The organism is Natronocalculus amylovorans (assembly GCF_023638035.1).
GTDB classification, from domain to species: domain Archaea; phylum Halobacteriota; class Halobacteria; order Halobacteriales; family Haloferacaceae; genus Natronocalculus; species Natronocalculus amylovorans.
Map to the genome: position 1 here is coordinate 331,290 of NZ_JAKRVX010000001.1, position 17,393 is coordinate 348,682.

Genomic DNA, 17,393 nt, shown 5'->3' on the forward strand with positions numbered 1-17,393 from the left:
TGCCGGATAACCCATACTACTGTGTATGTATGATTTCATCGTCGTCGGTGTTGGTCCCGCCGGGGCACGATTTGCACGCCGAGCAGCCGAGTCCGGCTACGACGTGCTTGCACTCGAAAAAGGGGAGATCGGAACACCGCTTGCCTGCTCAGGACACGTCAGTACAGATATCTGGTCGTACGTCCCCGAGGACGCAAAGGAAACGTTGTTTCAAAACCGGATCTACGGTGCGAACTTCTACACTGGGGGCCCCGATACGGAGCCAAACCTATTTTATAAAACTGAAGAGATATCGAACGTAATCGATCGGGTTGGGCTCGATAACACACTCGCCGCCTGTGCCCGAAATGCAGGGGCAGACGTTCGAGAAGGACATACCGTTACGGCGATTGACGAACGGGGCGATCGGGTCGTCGTTACGGCTCGTGTTGCAGAGACAGAGTCGGTACAGACGTTTTCGGCGAAGATGGTTGCCGGCTGTGATGGGCCGATTTCAAAAGTACGACGCACGGCAGGGCTCGACGAACCGGATGAGACGCTCCACGGGGTGCTTGCATTCACAGACGAAGTGGATGCAGGCAATCACGTTGACGTGCACCTGACTGTCCCACGATTTTTTGCTTGGCGCATTCCGCGTGGTGATGCGGGCGTAGAGTACGGTCTTGCAGCCCCGCCCGGTGCAGAAGTAAACGAGATGTTCGATATGTTGACCGATCAGTATGCTGTTGAGACGGAGCACTTCTGTTCTGGGGCTATTCCGATCGGCCCGCCAGACCGGGTGACAACCGATCGGATATTTTTGATTGGTGACGCAGCCGCACAGACAAAACCCTTCACTGGAGGCGGGATTCTATACGGGATGACGGCTGCAGACTGTGCGGCACGACATATCCAGCCCGATCGGCCAGCATCGCTTTCGATTTATGAAGACGCATGGCGTCGAGAGCTCGCGACCGAGATACGGCTTGGAAAACTGATTCGAAGCGCCTACTCGCTGCCGGTGCCAGTACAAACAGCGGGGCTGAAAGCGCTCTCCGGAGAGATCGGTGTACATATGGATAAACCGACCTCCTTTTTTTCACCGGCACATCTAAGACGGCTGTTTAGCTAGTCTGTGTGCTCTGTGGCAGTTCAATCCGAACGCAGCTTCCACGAGGTTTAGCATCAGTATATGTGAGGTTTCCGCCTGCAGAAGCAACGGACCATCGAATAAGCCACAGCCCAAGACCGCTTGCATGGTTAACCGGTGTTTCGTCGGCACCGACCAGTGCAGACTGCTCGGATACGGGTATGCCTGGTCCATCATCTGTGATGGTGAGGACAATTGACTCAGCCGTTTCTTCGATCGTCACTTCGATTCGAGGAGTATCCTGGTCAGAGTGAGTCACTGCGTTCGTCAACAACTCGCTGATCGCAAATCGGATGCTCTCACTCGAGTCAATATATGCGGTGTTTGGGAACGAGGTGACAACACGGCCGCTTTCCTCGCCGAATTTTCCTCTGAGCTCTTGAATCTCTGTACGAACCACTCTAACAAGATCGACTGCAGTCCGAGACTGCTTATCTGCATGCATCGCACTGCGAAACTGCCGTGCTTCCTCGCTTAGTTCAAGCAGTTCATACGCCGCACTGAGCACTGCTTCTGCGTGGGTGCCGTCTCTCGTATCGCTGGGCGAATTCGCAATCTCTTCGGCGTGTCCGATGATGACATTGAGCCGATTTCGGAAGTTATGTCGAAGCACTCGATCTAACACAGCAAGCTGTTGATTCCGCTCGCGCTCATCCGTAACATCACGCTGAAACCCAATGAAATTTCTGAGCTCAGTATTATAATAAACGGGAGAAACGTCAAGTTCATTATACCACTCCGTTCCATCCGATCGCTGGTTGAGTATCACTGTATTAATCGGTTCGCCATTGGCAATCGCTTCACGCAAGTCCGATTTAATTGCAGAGGTAGTCTGTGGGGGCTGAAAAATACGTGGGTTCTCACCGAGAATATCGCTTGCATTCCTGCCGGTCAGTCGCTCTAGCTCTTTGTTTACGTAAATTAACGGGTTGTCAGGCTCCGTTGCATCGGTGATTGTGATACCAATCTTCGCATCATCCATGGCACGGCGATAGAGTCGGAGTTGCTCTTCTCGTTGGTGTTGCTCAGTGACATCACGAATGACAAGTGCGATCGAGTCACCGCTTGACCCAAGTTGAACAGCTGCCACTTCGACGGGTGTCGAATTTGGTACTGTAGATATCCCTGAAAGAAATGGTGTTGGCTCACCAATATCAGCCGACAACAACGACTCTTGGATGCGCTCCCAATCAGTTCCTAGCAGGTGCCTAACTGACCGTCCAATAAGCGCTGATTCGGTTTGTTTGAAAAGTTTGACTGCCGACCGATTAACATATCTTATTGTTTCGTTAGTGACAATGGTGACCGCCCCAGGTATCAGACGGAGTACTCTACGATACTCTTCGCGACTCACATACAATTCAACAGAGAGCCGTCGGATTCGAAACAACGCAACCAGACGGTGCGCAAGTTCGGATTTCCGGATTGGCGTTGTGATTACCTCCGTAATGAGTGAACGGAGAACTGTGGGAAGTCGCCCAACAACATCTTCGCCGGAAGTGGATTCAGACGTTACAAGAAGGCATGGAATATATCCCGTTTCGTTTTGTGTGAAATACGAAACCAATTCGTCGCTAATTTCGATAAGTGTTGGAACATCAACAATACAAATGTCAAACGGATCGTCAGTAAAGCACTCGGTTGGGGGTGTGTTCACCGTAGACCCTCCAAATCGGGCGAGCCATGAGACCAGAAGTCGTTGATTTTCTTTTTTCGAAAGCCTACAGGCGACTGTCCCTCCTACTTTCGATGGAGTGGTCTCAGTAACACTATCAGACGTGAGGAGTGATGACAGCTGAGCATACGGATACGGAGGTGGCGGTTCCGACGGGTGATCAGTCATGGGTCTAGATCACGTAGTTGGGGAACACCAGTCAAGACACCCTGTAATCCGCGAAGCGGTTCACCGATCTGAATGCCCGTATCTGTGATCTCAAACTCTCGGAGCGTCCGATCAAATCCACTAATGCGTTTCTTTAAAATACCGATCGACTTTCGAAGTTCGCCATCAACTTCAACATATCTGAAAAAGACGATGGTATCCGCAAGATAGCTAATGTTTGTACTTGTCACATCGAGTGCCCCAGCAACACCGCCAACATCGTCAGTCAATATCGTTGTAACACCCATATTTTTCAGATATCGACAAAGGGCGTGCAACTCTCGGATGAGCTCATCCTCATCGCCGCGGATTGAAAGCCGATATCCAGAGAGCCCATCAAGTAACACTGTGCGGGCATTCTGTTGTTCGACTGCTGTTCGGACCTGCGCTGCAAACTCATCCGGTGAAACTGCCAGCGGCTCTACTTCTTCGATCGATAGGTGGCCTCCCGACAACATCTCGGTAATTGGGATACCAATGGATTCTGCACGATGCGTAAACGTCTCTTTGACCTCATCAAATAGATACGCAACTGATCGCTCACCACGGGCTGCAGACTCTTTTATAAAGTGTGTCCCTGTGGTTGTTTTCCCAACACCACTGGAACCACTTAAGATTGTGATCGTTCCACGTTCAATGCCACCGTTTAAAAGTGAGTCAAGTTTTGAAACTCCAGTTGAGAGTTTGTCCGTGTCGAACGATCGACGATGTGACTGCGGAGTTAGTTTCGGATAGATCACGAGGCCAGTATCGGTGATACGGAGTGTATGGTCACCGGACATGAATGAGGAGCCACGGAATTTATTCACCGAAAATATCCGCCCTTTTTTAGCATAGCCGAGCGTGAGTGTTCCATCTGAGAGATACTGATAATCGAATTCATCTCGATCCCCAACCGGCTGCGTGGTGAACAGAACTGTTGTTTCCTGTTCGGACAAGAACGAAAAGAACGCCATTAATTGTTGTCTGAACTGATAGGTATTTGGCGAAAGTTGTCGGAGCCTCGTGATCGGATCGATGACAACACGATCCGGCTCAATCGTTGTAATCGCCTCACGAACCGGTTCGGTGAATCCAGCCGATTCGACCTCATCCGGTGAGAAGATATCGTACGTTGATGCAGTCGTAAAATGTGCCCCTTGTGGCGTTAGATCAAGAAATTCGATTGCGGAGGTATCAAATCCAAGTCGGGTTGCATTTTGTCGGATACTCTCGACAGACTCTTCAAACGTAATGTACAGAACACGTTCATTCTTGTCGATTCCAGCAAGCAGAAACTGCAATGCAAAAATCGTTTTGCCAGTGCCCGGTTCTCCATGAAGCATATACGATCGGTTCGGTACCAATCCCCCAGAAAGAACCGTATCCGCACCCGGAGCGCCGGTCGAAAGGCGCGACTCAGTATCCATTAGAATATAATAAGGGGTTACAAAGATGTAACTATTGTGTCTCAAACTGTGGACATCGAAGTGACTGTGCAGATCCCCGCACAAACGGAAGCGCAGTCAACATCGCAGATTCGCTCTGAGCGGAGGTCTCTACGGTAACCTCTGTGTGTGTTGTTTGATATGGGACGAATCCGAACCCGATTGCAGTTTCCAGTGTTGGGCTTTCAACCGATCGAGTAACGGTTCCAAGTTGCTCTCCATCTCCAACAATCGTACTGTTTTCAGGGACCACACGGTCCAGTGTGAGTCCAACAAGCTTCCGGCTTGGTTGGCCCCTATTTTCGACCTTTGAAACGACCTCTTGACCGACAAAACATCCCTTTTCGAAATCGAGTGCGTTACGCATGCCGATCGTGTTTGGAATTCGATCGCGAAGTTCACTAGTAAATAGCGGTGTTCCTGCTTCGAGCGTGAGGATATCCCACGTTCGGTAGCCGAACGGTGCCGCATTCATTCCGCGTGTAAGAAGCGTATCAAACAGTTCAGCTGCTTCTTCCGCAGCACAGATGATTTCATAGCCCTCCTCACCGATTGGGTTATCGCTTGCAATAACGGTGACGCCAACATCACCCATTGAGCCGCGATCGAACGTCAACTCCGGCTCAGGCGCACCGATTTGATTTAGTACGCTTGCCACTTTTTCGGTTGACTGGGGCCCATGAACACCAAACACCGCGAGCCGATCGGAGATCTCTTCGATCGAAACGTCTTGGATGAAAATTTTTGATTGCCACTCCGAGACGAGTTCAGAGACCGTTTCTGGAGGAGTAAAGAGCAGCAGTCGTTCACCACCGTTGTAGAGATACATATCCGTCTCGATCCGGCCATTTGGGTCCAAAAGCAGTGCATACACGCCCTGGCCGTCAGATCTGGGCACACGGTTTGAAATAATGTTGTCAACGTATTCAATACGGTCATCACCGGTTATTTCCACGATGCCGTATCCATGTTCAATCACACCAACACCGTTTCGAACGGCACGAACTGCGCGATCAGGTCGGCCATAGTGATCAACAACCGTTCGATCACCACGTTCTGTGAATGTTGCCCCATGATCCGAATGTACGTCCGCGACAAGCGTCATGTCTCTATCTAATTGGCCTACTGGTAAAATCTCGTCTGATTAGTCGGCAGCGATTATAATCCAAGCCGTTCTCGGACCGCATCGATCAGCCCTGAGTCAGGTTCAGTTCGCTCTCCTGGCTCCGGGATGACACGCTGGGCAGGATGGATCTCAAGACGCGTACCATGCTCTTCAATAGTTATGAGTTGATCATCTTTTAGATCAGCAAGCGCTCCTTCAATACGATCGATATCAGCGTCCACGACCGAACGGAGTTCGAGTACAGTCATCCCATCGCCACGGTCAACGAGGGCATCAAGAATGTCGACCTCGACTGCCGGACGGTTGCGGAACTCCCGCTTCGCTCCCATACGTGCATCTATGGGCGCGAAATGCTATACGTGTACCGGCGGAAAGTACAATATTCTACGCAGTATTAGTCGGTTTATTGATAGTTGTCTGACGTGTGGCCGACGCAAGGGAGTAACTTTTAGTCACACAACTCGGTATGTCGGCCAATGGGACTTAGGTGTCTGCTTGGGCACGACTTCGATGAGCCGGAACTCAAGCGAGAACGAGAAGAGCGTGGGAACGAGGTCGTGGTCACAATTAGAGAAGTGAAAACATGTGCACGCTGTGGTGCGGAGCAGGTTGTCAGCGAAAATAAAGAAGTAACCTCTGTTGAGCAGCTATCTGCTGCTGCAAGCGATGCGGAAACAGCCGAAGAGACGGTACAAAACGAAAAAGAATCAGGAGCAATCCATTCAGAAGACGAAACAGCGTCGGAGCCACCGGAGCCGCCAGTGCAGACAGCAGCTGAGCCGGATCCATTTGAAGAAGATCACTCTGTCACTGATGATGCCGAAATCATTACTGCTGGCCCAGAAACAGACCAATCGCCAAGTGAGCCTGAAGAGCCATCACCAGAGGCTGTAGTCGAAGCGACACCGACTTCGAATCCGAACGAGACCGATGAATCCCAACCGGAAGTTGATGATGGGATTATTCTCCCAAATTCGGCTGAAGATGACAACAAAGCGGTCTCTGATCGTGACCCAGGGGCATGGCCAGAGCACGATGATGTTGCAGCAGCCAGCCAGACAAATGATCCGACTCCATGGCCCGAGCACAATGATGAAGATGAAGGATTCGATGCAACCGAACCAAGCGATGGTGGGCCTGACGAGATCACATTCGGGGGTGGGTTTACCCCAGAGATTACTGGCGATCAACAGGCAGAAACTGACGAAATGATCGAAACCGAAGGGTTCACGCGTGTCGATCGAAACGATGTGGCGTTCGAGCCAATGGATGACGATGTCCAAACTGAGTTCTTCTGTCCTGAGTGTGGACTCGCTCGAACCGCAGGAAAATCATCACTGCGAGCAGGCGACATCTGTCCAGAGTGCAAGCGCGGATATATTGCCGAGCGACCGCTGTGACCGATGGCTATTCCTGTTGCATGTTGACACAGTGGATACGATGTGAGCGACGAAACAGGTAAACCAAACGCAGGCTAACACATCTCGCATGAAGGAATACAAGATGCGTCGCGGTGAGCATCTCGAAGAGCGAATCCCGGATATGGAAGCAACAATTGAAGATTATTTCGGTCCCGTTTCAGGCACCGAAGAACACAACGGACATGATCTCTACGTTGTGAATGAACCAACAAACCCGGTATTCAAAAAGATCATTGCTGGTGCAGCATCCTACAGCGGTAAGAAAGACAAACTAGCAGTGCATTTTGAAGAACGTCCTGCAGAGGAGATTATTGCAGAAGGAAACGCTGACGCAGCTGCTGATGCAGTAAGCGCAAAAAACGATTTCCTTCTCGAAGCAACTGGCCGCGATGCGAAGTCCCGACGTGAGTCACTAAAACGGTCAGTTGAAGACGACGCACCGGATTACTGAATACGCTGTTTCTGTTATTTTGCGTCTTCGTGAGCGACAGCGCTGTCTGTGGTATGTCATCATTGTAATTTAACATGAATTATTACTTCACTTCCGAGTAAATTTTCAGCACGTTTAAATAGCGGACGGTGTTACCTCAGGTATGGCAATTGAAACGATTCTGTTAGCGGTCGGACCGGGGGATATCGATCGACTCGATCGCCTTGCAGAGGAAACGGTCGACGTAGCAGGACCAACAGGCGCGACCGTCGTACTTGGACATGTATTTACCAAATCGGAGTACGAGGATGCAGTCTCGAAGCTTGATTTCGATAGAGAACGAGACCGTGTTAGCGCAGACGATGTTGCAAACAGACATGCATCAATTCGAAAGCTCGTCAACGCATTCAAAAATGCAGAGATACGACACAACATTCGGGGTGCAGTTGGCCCACACGGCGAACAGATTGTTGAACTTGCAAAAGAGACCGATGCAGATCGAGTTATTGTTGGCGGACGCCGGCGATCGCCAACCGGAAAAGCAGTGTTCGGAAGTACAGCCCAAGAGGTTATGCTCTCCGCACCATGTCCGGTCACGTTTGTCCGATCGGATACGAAATAACGGGTTTTTTGCGTTCACTCACACACGAGTGAGAAACGGCTTTATTAAGTGCTGGCAGAAATGCTACTGATATAATGGCCTACTACGTGGGCGTCGACCTCGGAGCAACAAATGTCCGTGCGGTCGTCGCGAACGAGTCGGCGACGGTGTTAGCCAGTGCGCGGGATCGGACACCTCGTGGCCCGACAGGAATTGCAGTGACTGAGGCTGTATTAAGCCTCATTAAAAAAGCGTGTGCAGAGGCAGGCATCGACCCAAGCGAAGCGGTCGCCTGCGGTATCGGGTCAATCGGTCCGCTAGACCTCGCAGAAGGCGCAGTTGAAAACCCGGCGAACCTACCGGATACAATCGATCGTATTCCACTCACTGGGCCGATCTCAAAACTGCTGGAGACAGACCGTGTATATCTGCATAACGACACTAACGCGGGTGTCATTGGTGAGCGATTCCACTCGGAACGCAATCCGGATGATATGGTATATCTCACAATTTCTTCGGGTGTTGGTGCCGGTGTTTGTGTTGATGGGAACGTGCTTGCAGGATGGGACGGGAACGCCGGAGAGGTTGGCCACATGACGCTTGATCCAAACGGCGTCATGACTTGTGGCTGCGGACTTGAGGGCCACTGGGAAGCCTACTGTTCTGGAAACAATATTCCACGTTATGCAGAACGGCTTCATCAGGATGACCCGATCGAGACTGCGCTCCCGATAGAGGACCCTGACTTTTCGGCGGTCGATGTGTTTGCGCATGCCGGTGACGACGACTTTGCAGACCACGTTATTGACCAAGTTGCACATTGGAATGCGATGGGTGTAGCAAATATTATTCATGCATACGCGCCGCTTGTTGTATCGATCGGCGGTGCCGTTGCACTCAATAATCCAGCACTTGTCGTTGAGCCGCTCCGTGAGAAGCTCGAGGAGATGGTGTTCATCAATATCCCACAGATCCAACTTACCTCACTGGGTGATGAGGTTGTTGTGGAGGGTGCTGTTGCAAGTGCGATCACTGCGGGAACCGGCGATCGAGAGCGGCTGTAAGCAGGTCGCCGTCGAGTTTTTGCGTTTTGGACCCTGAGCGAGTATATGAACCGTCGGACATACCTCCAAACCGTCGGTATCTGTGCAGGGTTGTCAGCGACGATCGGTCAGGCAGGTGCGACAGTAGGCTCACGTTCAGATCCACCGTCCGACGCACTGGGCTTTCTCGAAGTTGAGGGGACAACAGAGGCAGTTGTTTCTGCGGACGGAGAGATGGTGTACCTTGCGACGACTGATGGCTATGCGATCGTTGACATTCAAGATCCAACAGACCCACAGCTACGTGCGCATGAAACAGGGTTGCTTGCGACTCATGAAGCAGGTCCGATGGAGTATATTTATGATGTCAAGGTTGCAGGCGATCGACTCCTCGTTGTGGGGCCAGCAACACTGACATCGGACGCAGTTGAGGCCGCCCTCCTTGTGGATGTCTCCGAACCGGAATCGCCGGAAACACTCACCGTGTACGAAACTGGGTATCACATACACAACTGCTATCTGACCGAGACACACGCGTATCTCTGTGCGAATACGATGGCCGAAAACGGGCTTTCGATCGTTTCACTCGGTGACGATCGCGATGAACTCAGAGAAGTTGGATACTGGTCAGTTCTCGAATATGACGAAGTATGGGAAGACGTTGCACCAATTCTGCGGTATCTACACGACGTCACTGTGACGAACGACGTTGCATGTCTTGCATACTGGGATGCAGGGACGTGGCTTGTGGATGTCTCAGATCCGTCGAACCCAACATACGTCGGCCATGTGAGCGATCACGAGCCTGAAGCGCTCGCAGAGATTACTAATCAAGCCGACATTCGGGAAGAGCAGACCACACTCCCCGGAAACTCACACTATGCGGTCACAGATGAGCAGTTGGATCTACTTATTGTTGGACGTGAGGCATGGACGATCGAAACGGACAGTGAGAGACGCGGAGACGTTGGTGGCATCGATATCTACACGCTTTCTGATCCAACCGCACCGGAGCATGTTAGCTCGATTGATGCACCACCAACACCGGACCCAACAAGCGGTGGCACATGGACAACCGCGCATAATTTTGAACTTCGAAATGGAATCCTCTACAGTTCGTGGTATGAGGGAGGCGTCCGAGTGCACGATATCAGCGAGCCACACAATCCGGATGAGCTGTATCACTGGCGAAATGACGATATAGCAAGCTTTTGGACCGCACAGGTTGGCGTACAACAGGAGTATTTTGTCGCAAGTAGCACTGGGATACGAAACACCGATGCTGGTGTGTGGCTCTTTGAAGATCTAGAGACAGATATAGAACCACCCTCAACGGAAGCGAGTGAATCCCCTGCAGAGACAACAGATGGTGTCCCTGGATTTACACTTCTGAGTGCGATCAGCGCGGGGACAGTAGGGGCCCTTGGCTGGAAATACTACACCAAAGAGTCTGACCCGTGAACGATCGTGTGATACTTTCTCACAAGCACATCTACATGGAGAAAACCATAACTTACCCATAGCTCCGGTTCCAAGAGCAAGTAATGAGCGAAGAGAGTCTCAAATCGCGGGTTGAAAACTGGATGGTTAAACAGATGCCGATCATCCAGATGCACGGCGGGACAAGCGTCGTCCGTGAGGCAAACCCAGAAACTGGACAGGTTGTCGTTGAGTTGGGCGGGACCTGCTCTGGCTGTGGGATCTCAAATATCACAGCACAGAACATTCAACGGGATCTCTACTATGAGTTCGAAGAGATCACTGACGTACAAATAAAGGTACCATCAACTGGAGATATGGGTGCAGATACCGTCGAAGGTGGTCGTGGTGGGGACCTACGCTTTTCAACGGACTCCGCGGAGCACTTCTAACCGAATTATAACGCGTTTTCGAGCGCACTTGCAACCGATCGAGCCTTTTTTGCGAGCGGTTCGGAGATGTATCCTGCGGTAACTGCTGCATCCAACTCATCATCATCAACGCGTTCAACAGTTCCGTCTGCATGCTTGATTACGTCAACGTGGAGATCGACATATCGAACGATATCTGGGAAACATTCGACTGGCGTACAAATATTAACATAGGTCCCTTTGACCGTTCCATCGGCATCCCGATACACAGTTGGGTACCACCATCGACCTTCGCGGAACTTCGTTAGCGCGGTATCGCCCGCCGCACGAGGAACGTCAAGCGCATCATATGTTCCACCGCCAGAGAGTTCACGTTTGACCGCGAGCGTCCCATCCGCATCACGTTCGGTGACAGTTCCGTCTCCTAGGTTGATGAGCCGGCCATCAGGCTTTCCATGGCCGATCGACACGGTATCGCCGACAGTTGGTCCGAACTGATCAGTGACGGTTGAAAATGGAAACGCTTCGGATCCATCAACCTCACACAGTGCTTCAACAAAGTCAACACCAGCGCTCGCAGCATCCGATCCAGCTTTGATACGATGGTGGCCGCTCATTGTCGCAGTGACTGCTCGTCGTTTCTCATCTAGCGCAGTCCGTGTTTCACAGCCGAACCATACCCACTGCGTTGTCTCTCCGGGAACGCGTATCTTTGGCGTCTCGTCTGCATCGAGTAGCCCGCTGTCAGTAACCGCGGCAGTGTCTTCGATCGTCGTTGCGCGATCGATTGCAGACTCAAGCGCAACCCTCAGCGTCTCCATATCGGCTGTGGTTGCTTCATGAGACCATCGAATCCCCCATCCCTCCGGTGGCGTCTGTCCAAGGAGCTCCGTCATGCCAACAAGTTCGCGGCCTGCAGCCTCATCACGTGTGTCAACGGAGATCCCCTCTGAGCCAGGACGCAAGGTTGCAAGTCCCGTGTCAATCTCGATCCGTGTGTCCAAGAGCGGTCGTTTCTGACTCCACGGTGCGACACCGGAGACAACACGGGCACGGACCATATCGCCAGGGGTAATACGTTCAGCAACTCGAGTAAATGGGAGATACCCTTTCGCATCTAACTCACCAGGGGCGGCGGACGCATCCAGACCAAACTCAACGACTGCACCGCCACCAGCGGTTGCAGTCACTTCCCCATCTGCGATCGTGCCGACTCCAAGTTCGCTCTCCCAGACAAAGGTGTCTCGGCCGAGTGTACGTACAACATCTGAGACGGCGTCAACCTCATCACGAGGTCCAACGATGGAAATGCCCTGTCGATCGGCGGTCGTCTCGATGGTAACATCGGCGGCCGCAACCGGGAGCGCCTCATTAAATCGACGCTCAATTGGATCGGATGGTTGGACGACGTTGAGGTCTGCATCAAGAAATGCGCGAGTGAGTGCAGTTGTGTAGATGCCACGAATCCGAACGGTCGGAGCGGACATGTTAGAAGTCGTCCTCCGAGCGAGCGAACCGGACCCGATCGTTCACGGTTGGGCCAAGTGTTAGCTCAACTTTGTTCTCTGTAAGGATCCGTCCATCCTCGACTGGGACTCCCCAGCTATCAAATCGAAGGTAGCCACGCATATCGGAGCCATGTGTAAAGAGATCAAGATACGCAACAGCGTGTTCGTTGATGTCTGCGGCACTATGTGCCATCTCCATATCGGAGTAGAACTGCCCACCATCGCCAAAGAATGCCATAAGTTTCTCTGCGTCTTGTTGGACTGCCTCCGTGACAAGCCCAGATGCTCGGCGGATGTCGTCTCGATCAAGGCCAACCTTCCGGAGCGCTTTCTGTGTCCGTTGATCAAAGTGCATACAGACGGTTGGTTGTCGATCCTTTTGAACGTACCAGATCACGTCTGCAAGCGGGAAGGAATTAGGTATCAGCACCCGAATATTAACACGATGGCAGAGCGACGAGACCCGATTGAGTCCGCATCCGACGGAACACGTGACCTGTATGATATTGCAACGTGGGAGGAACGGACCTCACTTGATGGCCTGTCGGTTGCGCTATATTGGCTGCTCACGCGAACAGCAAAAGCACTTGTGCTTCTCACTGCGTTCGTAATCCTGATTTCGATCTTTGCGACGATCGGCCTTTCCACAGTATTGAACCCGGCGCTTGGAATCCTTACCGTCCTCTCTGTTGTGCCCGCGTTCGGACTCGCGGCATATGTCTACTATTCGGATGTGACAACGAAAGAACCGCTCTCGCTGCTTGTGGCGACGTTCCTGCTCTCTATTTTGACGGCGACTTTCGCAGCGATCGTGAATACAGAGCTCCGAGGGGTGTTTGAGCCGCTTGGCTCGATCGGTCTTATCCTCTTCTTTTTCCTCGTTGTTGGTCCCGGAGAGGAAGCGGTCAAACTGCTTGCAGTCCGGCTTTACGCCTACAATGACTCTCGGTTTGACTCCGTACTGGATGGTGCAGTGTATGGTGCGATCGCAGGGCTCGGATTTGCGTTCATTGAAAATGCGCTCTACATTATTCAGAATCTCCAGCAGTCAGGAATGCTTACCGATCTCTCACTTGGGGTAAGCGCATTCACCGCAGGTGGAGAGATAACTGCAATTAGGGCATTTGCAGGCCCAGGACACGTTGTATACTCCGCATTTGCAGGCTATTACCTTGGATTAGCAAAATTCAACCGTGAGAACAGAGGGCCAATTATTGTCAAAGGTTTACTCATTGCAGCAGTAATCCATGCAACGTATAACTCAACGGTCGGGTTGGGAACCGGAATTATTGCAACGTACACTGGGCTTCCAGGCCTGAGTGCCTTTGTTGTCTATGCAACGCTTTTTATCTCCGTGTTTGGTGCGATCCTGTTCCAGAAGATCTGGCGATATCAGCGAGCGTTCCACGAAGTACACGCCGAAATTGATCACGATGCCGAGCCGGAGCTAACGGAGTTTGACCGATGACAGAAACAGACCGCTTCAGCGATCGTTAGCTGAGTTTCTTTCGTGAGATTCGAACGCCAGTTGGAGTGATAATAAGTTGATCATCACCTTTCTGGACGATGTCACCGTCGACTTCCGCGGCAACCTGTCGGAGTTCGTCGATGATATGTTCGATCGTTCGGTCGCTTGTACTGTGTCGGGTAATATCTGCGATCACAAGGTCGCCATCGTAGACCGCGTCTTTGATGGCAATGACGTCTTGTTTGTCGTTGATCTCTGCGATACGGACGGAGACCCCGGTGTGGCCGTCTGCGGCGTCAAAGTCGTCGAGATCGAGTTCGACGTAGTCATCTGTGGAGCGCTCGCCGCCACTTCCGAGGATCTTGCTCATGATGCCCATAACAGGGTACAGTGAGGGTCAGACATTAGTTCTTACGTCAGACATGCGCAGTTGCGGTTGATCGAGCCGCGACAGCGAGCTTTTTGCACCGACCAAATAGATCGTTTAGTATGACATTCAGTATCTGCGTTCGAGAGCCCTACACTGATGAGGATGGAAACCGACAGCTTCGCTTTGGTGTTGCGGTCACAACTCGGCTTCCTGGTGTTGGAACGCTCTGTCCGTTTGCCTCAGAGAATGGTGCAGTCGCGACACAGAGCCTCGTAAACGTCGATCTTGGCCGGAAAGGAGTCGAATATCTCAATGATGGATTGGCTGTTGAAGATGCGCTTGAGGCGCTTTTGAATGCGGACGACGGTCGTGAGAACCGACAGCTCCATGGCGTTGATGCAGACGGGACGTTCGTCTTCTCTGGAGCGGAGTGTATTGATTGGTACGGTCACATTGAGGGTGAAAACTACACCGTTGCAGGAAATCTACTCACAGGTGAAGCCGTCATTGCCGAAACAGCGAACACTTATGAGTCGACGGCATTTGACGAGGAGCCGCTCGCATTGCGCTTGATTGACGCGCTCGAAGCAGGGCATACAGAGGGTGGAGATAAACGCGAGGACCTCCCTGTACAGAGTGCCGCGCTCAAAGTCGTCGAGACCGAAGATACCGCATATTCAAAGTTCTACAACGATCTTCGCGTTGATGCAACGGAGACGCCGATCGCAGACCTTCTCGAAACGTACGAGACGGCACGTCGCGGATACGAAATGACGCTCGAAAAATACGCAGATGCGTACGAATCCGATAGTATTGACGCTGCGGAGTAGCCCGAGTACTCACTCACCGAGTCGTGTAGCGCTGTCGATTAGACCGACAGTTCGTATAGTTCATCGCCGACGTAGTGAATCGACGCAACGACTTTTCCGGAGTCGCCAACCATGTCATCACCGCTTGTCGTGGCACGACCGATCGCAAGCACTTTTTCATGTGTTTCTTCGACGATCGCAACTAGGTCACCCGACTCGATCGCAGCATCTGCCTTTGTGATGCCCGGACGCATCACGTCGGCACCGTTGGAAACAAACGAGATGGCACCAGCATCGACAGTGACGATTCCGCGTTCCGGTGGGAACGCGTTCGCACCGGCTACAGTAAGGAACGGCTCATTATCAACGTAGAATACAAGCGGCTGCCCATCAACCAGCACGACATCAAATCTGTCGTCCTCGAGCTCAACAAGCTCAAAACTGTCGCCGTCAATATCCACGCCAAGCCCCTCTGAGACTGCTGTTTGTAGTTCCGAGATGGCATCGCTCCGAAGATGATGTCGGGATTTTACGTCCATATCGATCGATCGGTCGCCGGTCGAATAAAACGCGCGTTCTTCACTGCCGAGCGACATCGGACAAACGCTAAGTGGACCGGAACCGATACCGAAAGTATGTGGGGTTCCCGGGGGAGTCGGGACAAAAAAACAGTTGTCTGTATTGCCTGTGGAGAGACCGTGTCACGTGCTGACGCCCGCGAGTATGATAAAGAGGGTAACAGATGGGAACGACATGGCAAAGAGTTTGAACATCTCTGTAAAGCCTGTTTTAAACAGCTAAGCCATCAGCCACGCGATGAATTAGAGTCAATGCTCACTGATATTGAAATACGGGGACTGACGCAAGAGGAGTTCGTTGAGCGGTATTTTTCTCGCGTTGAGGAACTGTATGGCTCTGTTAAAGAACCAAGCTCTGAGTCAGAGTCAGAAAAATAAAAATGGAGTGAAATGTAGATCAAATAATAAACGAGATCATGAGCGAGGTTCCGAAACGTCAGGCAGGGACCAACTGCACTGAGCCGAATAGTTAGGCGGCGTACTCGTCGCAGTAGTGGTCTTTGCTAAGTTCAGCGTAGTCAATCTCCTTGCCGTCGAAGTAGAGTACAACTTTCATTTCGTCGCCGTTGTCCTTCATCGGCACGTGGATATGGCGGTTGTCGTTCATTCGAACTTTGACCGTCTCTTCGTGTTTCCCGCCGTACTCTTTCCACGTCACTTCGATGTGGTGGCTTGTTGCATTTTTGATTTTGAACGTTGCTTTCTTGTCCGATTTGTCATAGCAGTCTGGGTGGATCTCCACCTCGTTCTCGACATCCGGTTTCTTTTTATAATCGCCAGTGTCGATCTCGGCGTAGTCGATCTCTTTGTCGTCGGAGTACAGTACCAACTTCATTGAGTCGCCTTTCATATCCGCCCAGAACGTGCGGTTCCCATTTCGGCCAACACGGGTGTGGCTCTTCTGATCACCGTTATACTCTTTCCACATTACATCAACGTCGTTTTTGGTGTCGTTGTAAATGCGGAATTTCGCTTTGTGTCTGTGTTTGTCGTAGTCGATCGCTTCAATTCGGATATTGCTCTCGATATAGAAGTTTTTTATATCGATTTCAGCGTAATCGATCTCTTTGCCATCGAAGTAGACTACAATCTTTAGTGACTCATCGTGGGCGTCCGCCCAGAACGTGTCGTAGCTTTCTTTTTCGACGTTGAGCGATCCCTTCTGGTCACCGTCGTACTCTTCCCACGTCAGCTCAACCTTGTGTCCTGTTTTGTTGTAGACTTTGAATTTGACCTTACCTTTTCGTTTGTCGTAGTCGACTGCCTCTATCGAGACACCGTCTTTTACATCAGGTTTGTCTTTCTCATCATCTTCCTCGTCTTTCTCATCCTCGTCGCCATCTTTATCGTCTTCATCATCCTCATCCTCATGGTCACCGTTGTCGTCCTCATAATCATCATCAGCATCGTCTTCCGATGGCTCCTCCGTTGGCGTTTCTGTTTCAGTTTCTCCTTGCTCATCCTGTGTTTGTTCGGTTGGGTCGGAACCGTTTCCGTTTCCGTCTCCGTTTTCGTCGTCAAACAGTCCAAGGCAGCCGCTCAGTGCACCAAGCGTCACACCGCTTGTAAGGATAAGTTTGCGTCTGGTATTGGAATCTACCATGTGCGAGAGGACTGCAACAGTGGTCATTGTTAGTCGCAATATAGCACATACAGTGACAGTATATTGATGGTGAAGTGATAGCGTCGCATTTGTAGGTAGTAACTACCGCGTTGAGCGCAGCTTTCGACCGGATACAAGCCAAATGAGT

Annotated in this window: 19 protein-coding genes; 10 read left to right on the top strand and 9 right to left on the bottom strand. The window is 51.5% G+C overall.

What is annotated here, in order from left to right:
* Positions 1–25 precede the first annotated feature (25 nt).
* The gene (locus tag AArcSt2_RS01725; RefSeq protein ID WP_250582516.1) at positions 26–1,111 is read left to right on the top strand and encodes a geranylgeranyl reductase family protein; all 1,086 of its coding nucleotides are present in this window, start codon (positions 26–28) and stop codon (positions 1,109–1,111) included.
* On the opposite strand, the gene AArcSt2_RS01730 is transcribed toward AArcSt2_RS01725, so the two are convergent.
* The 4 genes from AArcSt2_RS01730 to AArcSt2_RS01745 all read right to left on the bottom strand — a co-directional run bounded on the left by AArcSt2_RS01730 (position 1,104) and on the right by AArcSt2_RS01745 (position 5,893).
* A complete protein-coding gene (locus AArcSt2_RS01730) occupies positions 1,104–2,786 on the bottom strand; it encodes a PAS domain S-box protein (protein WP_250582518.1) in 1,683 nt (560 codons plus the stop codon). The two genes, AArcSt2_RS01725 and AArcSt2_RS01730, sit on opposite strands and share 8 nt — an antisense overlap.
* 182 nt (positions 2,787–2,968) lie before the next feature.
* Positions 2,969–4,420 (bottom strand): ATPase domain-containing protein, encoded by a 1,452-nt coding sequence (locus tag AArcSt2_RS01735; RefSeq protein ID WP_250582520.1) that lies wholly within the window; start codon positions 4,418–4,420, stop codon positions 2,969–2,971.
* Positions 4,421–4,451: 31 nt separating this feature from the next.
* Positions 4,452–5,543 (bottom strand): CAF17-like 4Fe-4S cluster assembly/insertion protein YgfZ, encoded by a 1,092-nt coding sequence (gene ygfZ / locus AArcSt2_RS01740; protein ID WP_250582522.1) that lies wholly within the window; start codon positions 5,541–5,543, stop codon positions 4,452–4,454.
* A gap of 53 nt (positions 5,544–5,596) precedes the next feature.
* Positions 5,597–5,893: a DUF6432 family protein gene (locus AArcSt2_RS01745; protein WP_174652808.1), complete on the bottom strand. Its 297-nt coding sequence runs from the start codon at positions 5,891–5,893 to the stop codon at positions 5,597–5,599.
* A 147-nt stretch (positions 5,894–6,040) separates the two neighbouring features.
* Between AArcSt2_RS01745 and AArcSt2_RS01750 the strand changes: the two genes are divergently transcribed.
* From AArcSt2_RS01750 to AArcSt2_RS01775, 6 genes are all read left to right on the top strand, one after another.
* Positions 6,041–6,964: a DUF7093 family protein gene (locus AArcSt2_RS01750; protein WP_174652807.1), complete on the top strand. Its 924-nt coding sequence runs from the start codon at positions 6,041–6,043 to the stop codon at positions 6,962–6,964.
* 88 nt (positions 6,965–7,052) lie between these two features.
* A complete protein-coding gene (locus tag AArcSt2_RS01755) occupies positions 7,053–7,436 on the top strand; it encodes a DUF5611 family protein (RefSeq protein WP_174652806.1) in 384 nt (127 codons plus the stop codon).
* A 142-nt stretch (positions 7,437–7,578) separates the two neighbouring features.
* The gene (locus tag AArcSt2_RS01760) at positions 7,579–8,037 is read left to right on the top strand and encodes a universal stress protein (RefSeq protein WP_250582525.1); all 459 of its coding nucleotides are present in this window, start codon (positions 7,579–7,581) and stop codon (positions 8,035–8,037) included.
* Positions 8,038–8,111: 74 nt separating this feature from the next.
* Positions 8,112–9,080 carry an ROK family protein gene (locus AArcSt2_RS01765; protein WP_174652804.1) on the top strand — a complete coding sequence of 323 codons (969 nt, stop codon included), beginning with the start codon at positions 8,112–8,114 and terminating at the stop codon, positions 9,078–9,080.
* A gap of 45 nt (positions 9,081–9,125) precedes the next feature.
* Positions 9,126–10,520, top strand: a complete 1,395-nt coding sequence (locus AArcSt2_RS01770; protein WP_250582527.1) for an LVIVD repeat-containing protein — start codon at positions 9,126–9,128, stop codon at positions 10,518–10,520.
* An 83-nt stretch (positions 10,521–10,603) separates the two neighbouring features.
* Positions 10,604–10,930 (top strand): NifU family protein, encoded by a 327-nt coding sequence (locus AArcSt2_RS01775; RefSeq protein ID WP_174652802.1) that lies wholly within the window; start codon positions 10,604–10,606, stop codon positions 10,928–10,930.
* A 5-nt stretch (positions 10,931–10,935) separates the two neighbouring features.
* Here the strand turns inward: AArcSt2_RS01775 and AArcSt2_RS01780 are convergent, their stop codons facing one another.
* Complete coding sequence (locus AArcSt2_RS01780; RefSeq protein WP_250582529.1) at positions 10,936–12,396, bottom strand: ribonuclease FAU-1 family protein; 1,461 nt, start codon at positions 12,394–12,396, stop codon at positions 10,936–10,938.
* Position 12,397: 1 nt separating this feature from the next.
* The gene (locus tag AArcSt2_RS01785) at positions 12,398–12,772 is read right to left on the bottom strand and encodes a DUF7532 family protein (RefSeq protein WP_250582531.1); all 375 of its coding nucleotides are present in this window, start codon (positions 12,770–12,772) and stop codon (positions 12,398–12,400) included.
* Positions 12,773–12,862: 90 nt separating this feature from the next.
* Between AArcSt2_RS01785 and AArcSt2_RS01790 the strand changes: the two genes are divergently transcribed.
* Positions 12,863–13,885 carry a PrsW family intramembrane metalloprotease gene (locus AArcSt2_RS01790; RefSeq protein WP_250582533.1) on the top strand — a complete coding sequence of 341 codons (1,023 nt, stop codon included), beginning with the start codon at positions 12,863–12,865 and terminating at the stop codon, positions 13,883–13,885.
* Between the two features lie 25 nt (positions 13,886–13,910).
* Here the strand turns inward: AArcSt2_RS01790 and AArcSt2_RS01795 are convergent, their stop codons facing one another.
* Positions 13,911–14,264 carry a cell division protein SepF gene (locus tag AArcSt2_RS01795; protein ID WP_174652798.1) on the bottom strand — a complete coding sequence of 118 codons (354 nt, stop codon included), beginning with the start codon at positions 14,262–14,264 and terminating at the stop codon, positions 13,911–13,913.
* A 110-nt stretch (positions 14,265–14,374) separates the two neighbouring features.
* Here AArcSt2_RS01795 and AArcSt2_RS01800 point away from each other — a divergent pair, with 110 nt between their 5' ends.
* The gene (locus AArcSt2_RS01800) at positions 14,375–15,085 is read left to right on the top strand and encodes a DUF1028 domain-containing protein (RefSeq protein ID WP_174652797.1); all 711 of its coding nucleotides are present in this window, start codon (positions 14,375–14,377) and stop codon (positions 15,083–15,085) included.
* Between the two features lie 38 nt (positions 15,086–15,123).
* On the opposite strand, the gene AArcSt2_RS01805 is transcribed toward AArcSt2_RS01800, so the two are convergent.
* Entirely contained in the window at positions 15,124–15,603 is a 480-nt protein-coding gene (locus AArcSt2_RS01805; RefSeq protein WP_250582535.1) for an RNA-binding protein, read from the bottom strand.
* Positions 15,604–15,699: 96 nt separating this feature from the next.
* Between AArcSt2_RS01805 and AArcSt2_RS01810 the strand changes: the two genes are divergently transcribed.
* Complete coding sequence (locus tag AArcSt2_RS01810) at positions 15,700–16,020, top strand: DUF7562 family protein (RefSeq protein WP_250583132.1); 321 nt, start codon at positions 15,700–15,702, stop codon at positions 16,018–16,020.
* Positions 16,021–16,111: 91 nt separating this feature from the next.
* Here the strand turns inward: AArcSt2_RS01810 and AArcSt2_RS01815 are convergent, their stop codons facing one another.
* Entirely contained in the window at positions 16,112–17,272 is a 1,161-nt protein-coding gene (locus tag AArcSt2_RS01815) for a hypothetical protein (protein WP_250582537.1), read from the bottom strand.
* Positions 17,273–17,393: the final 121 nt, after the last annotated feature.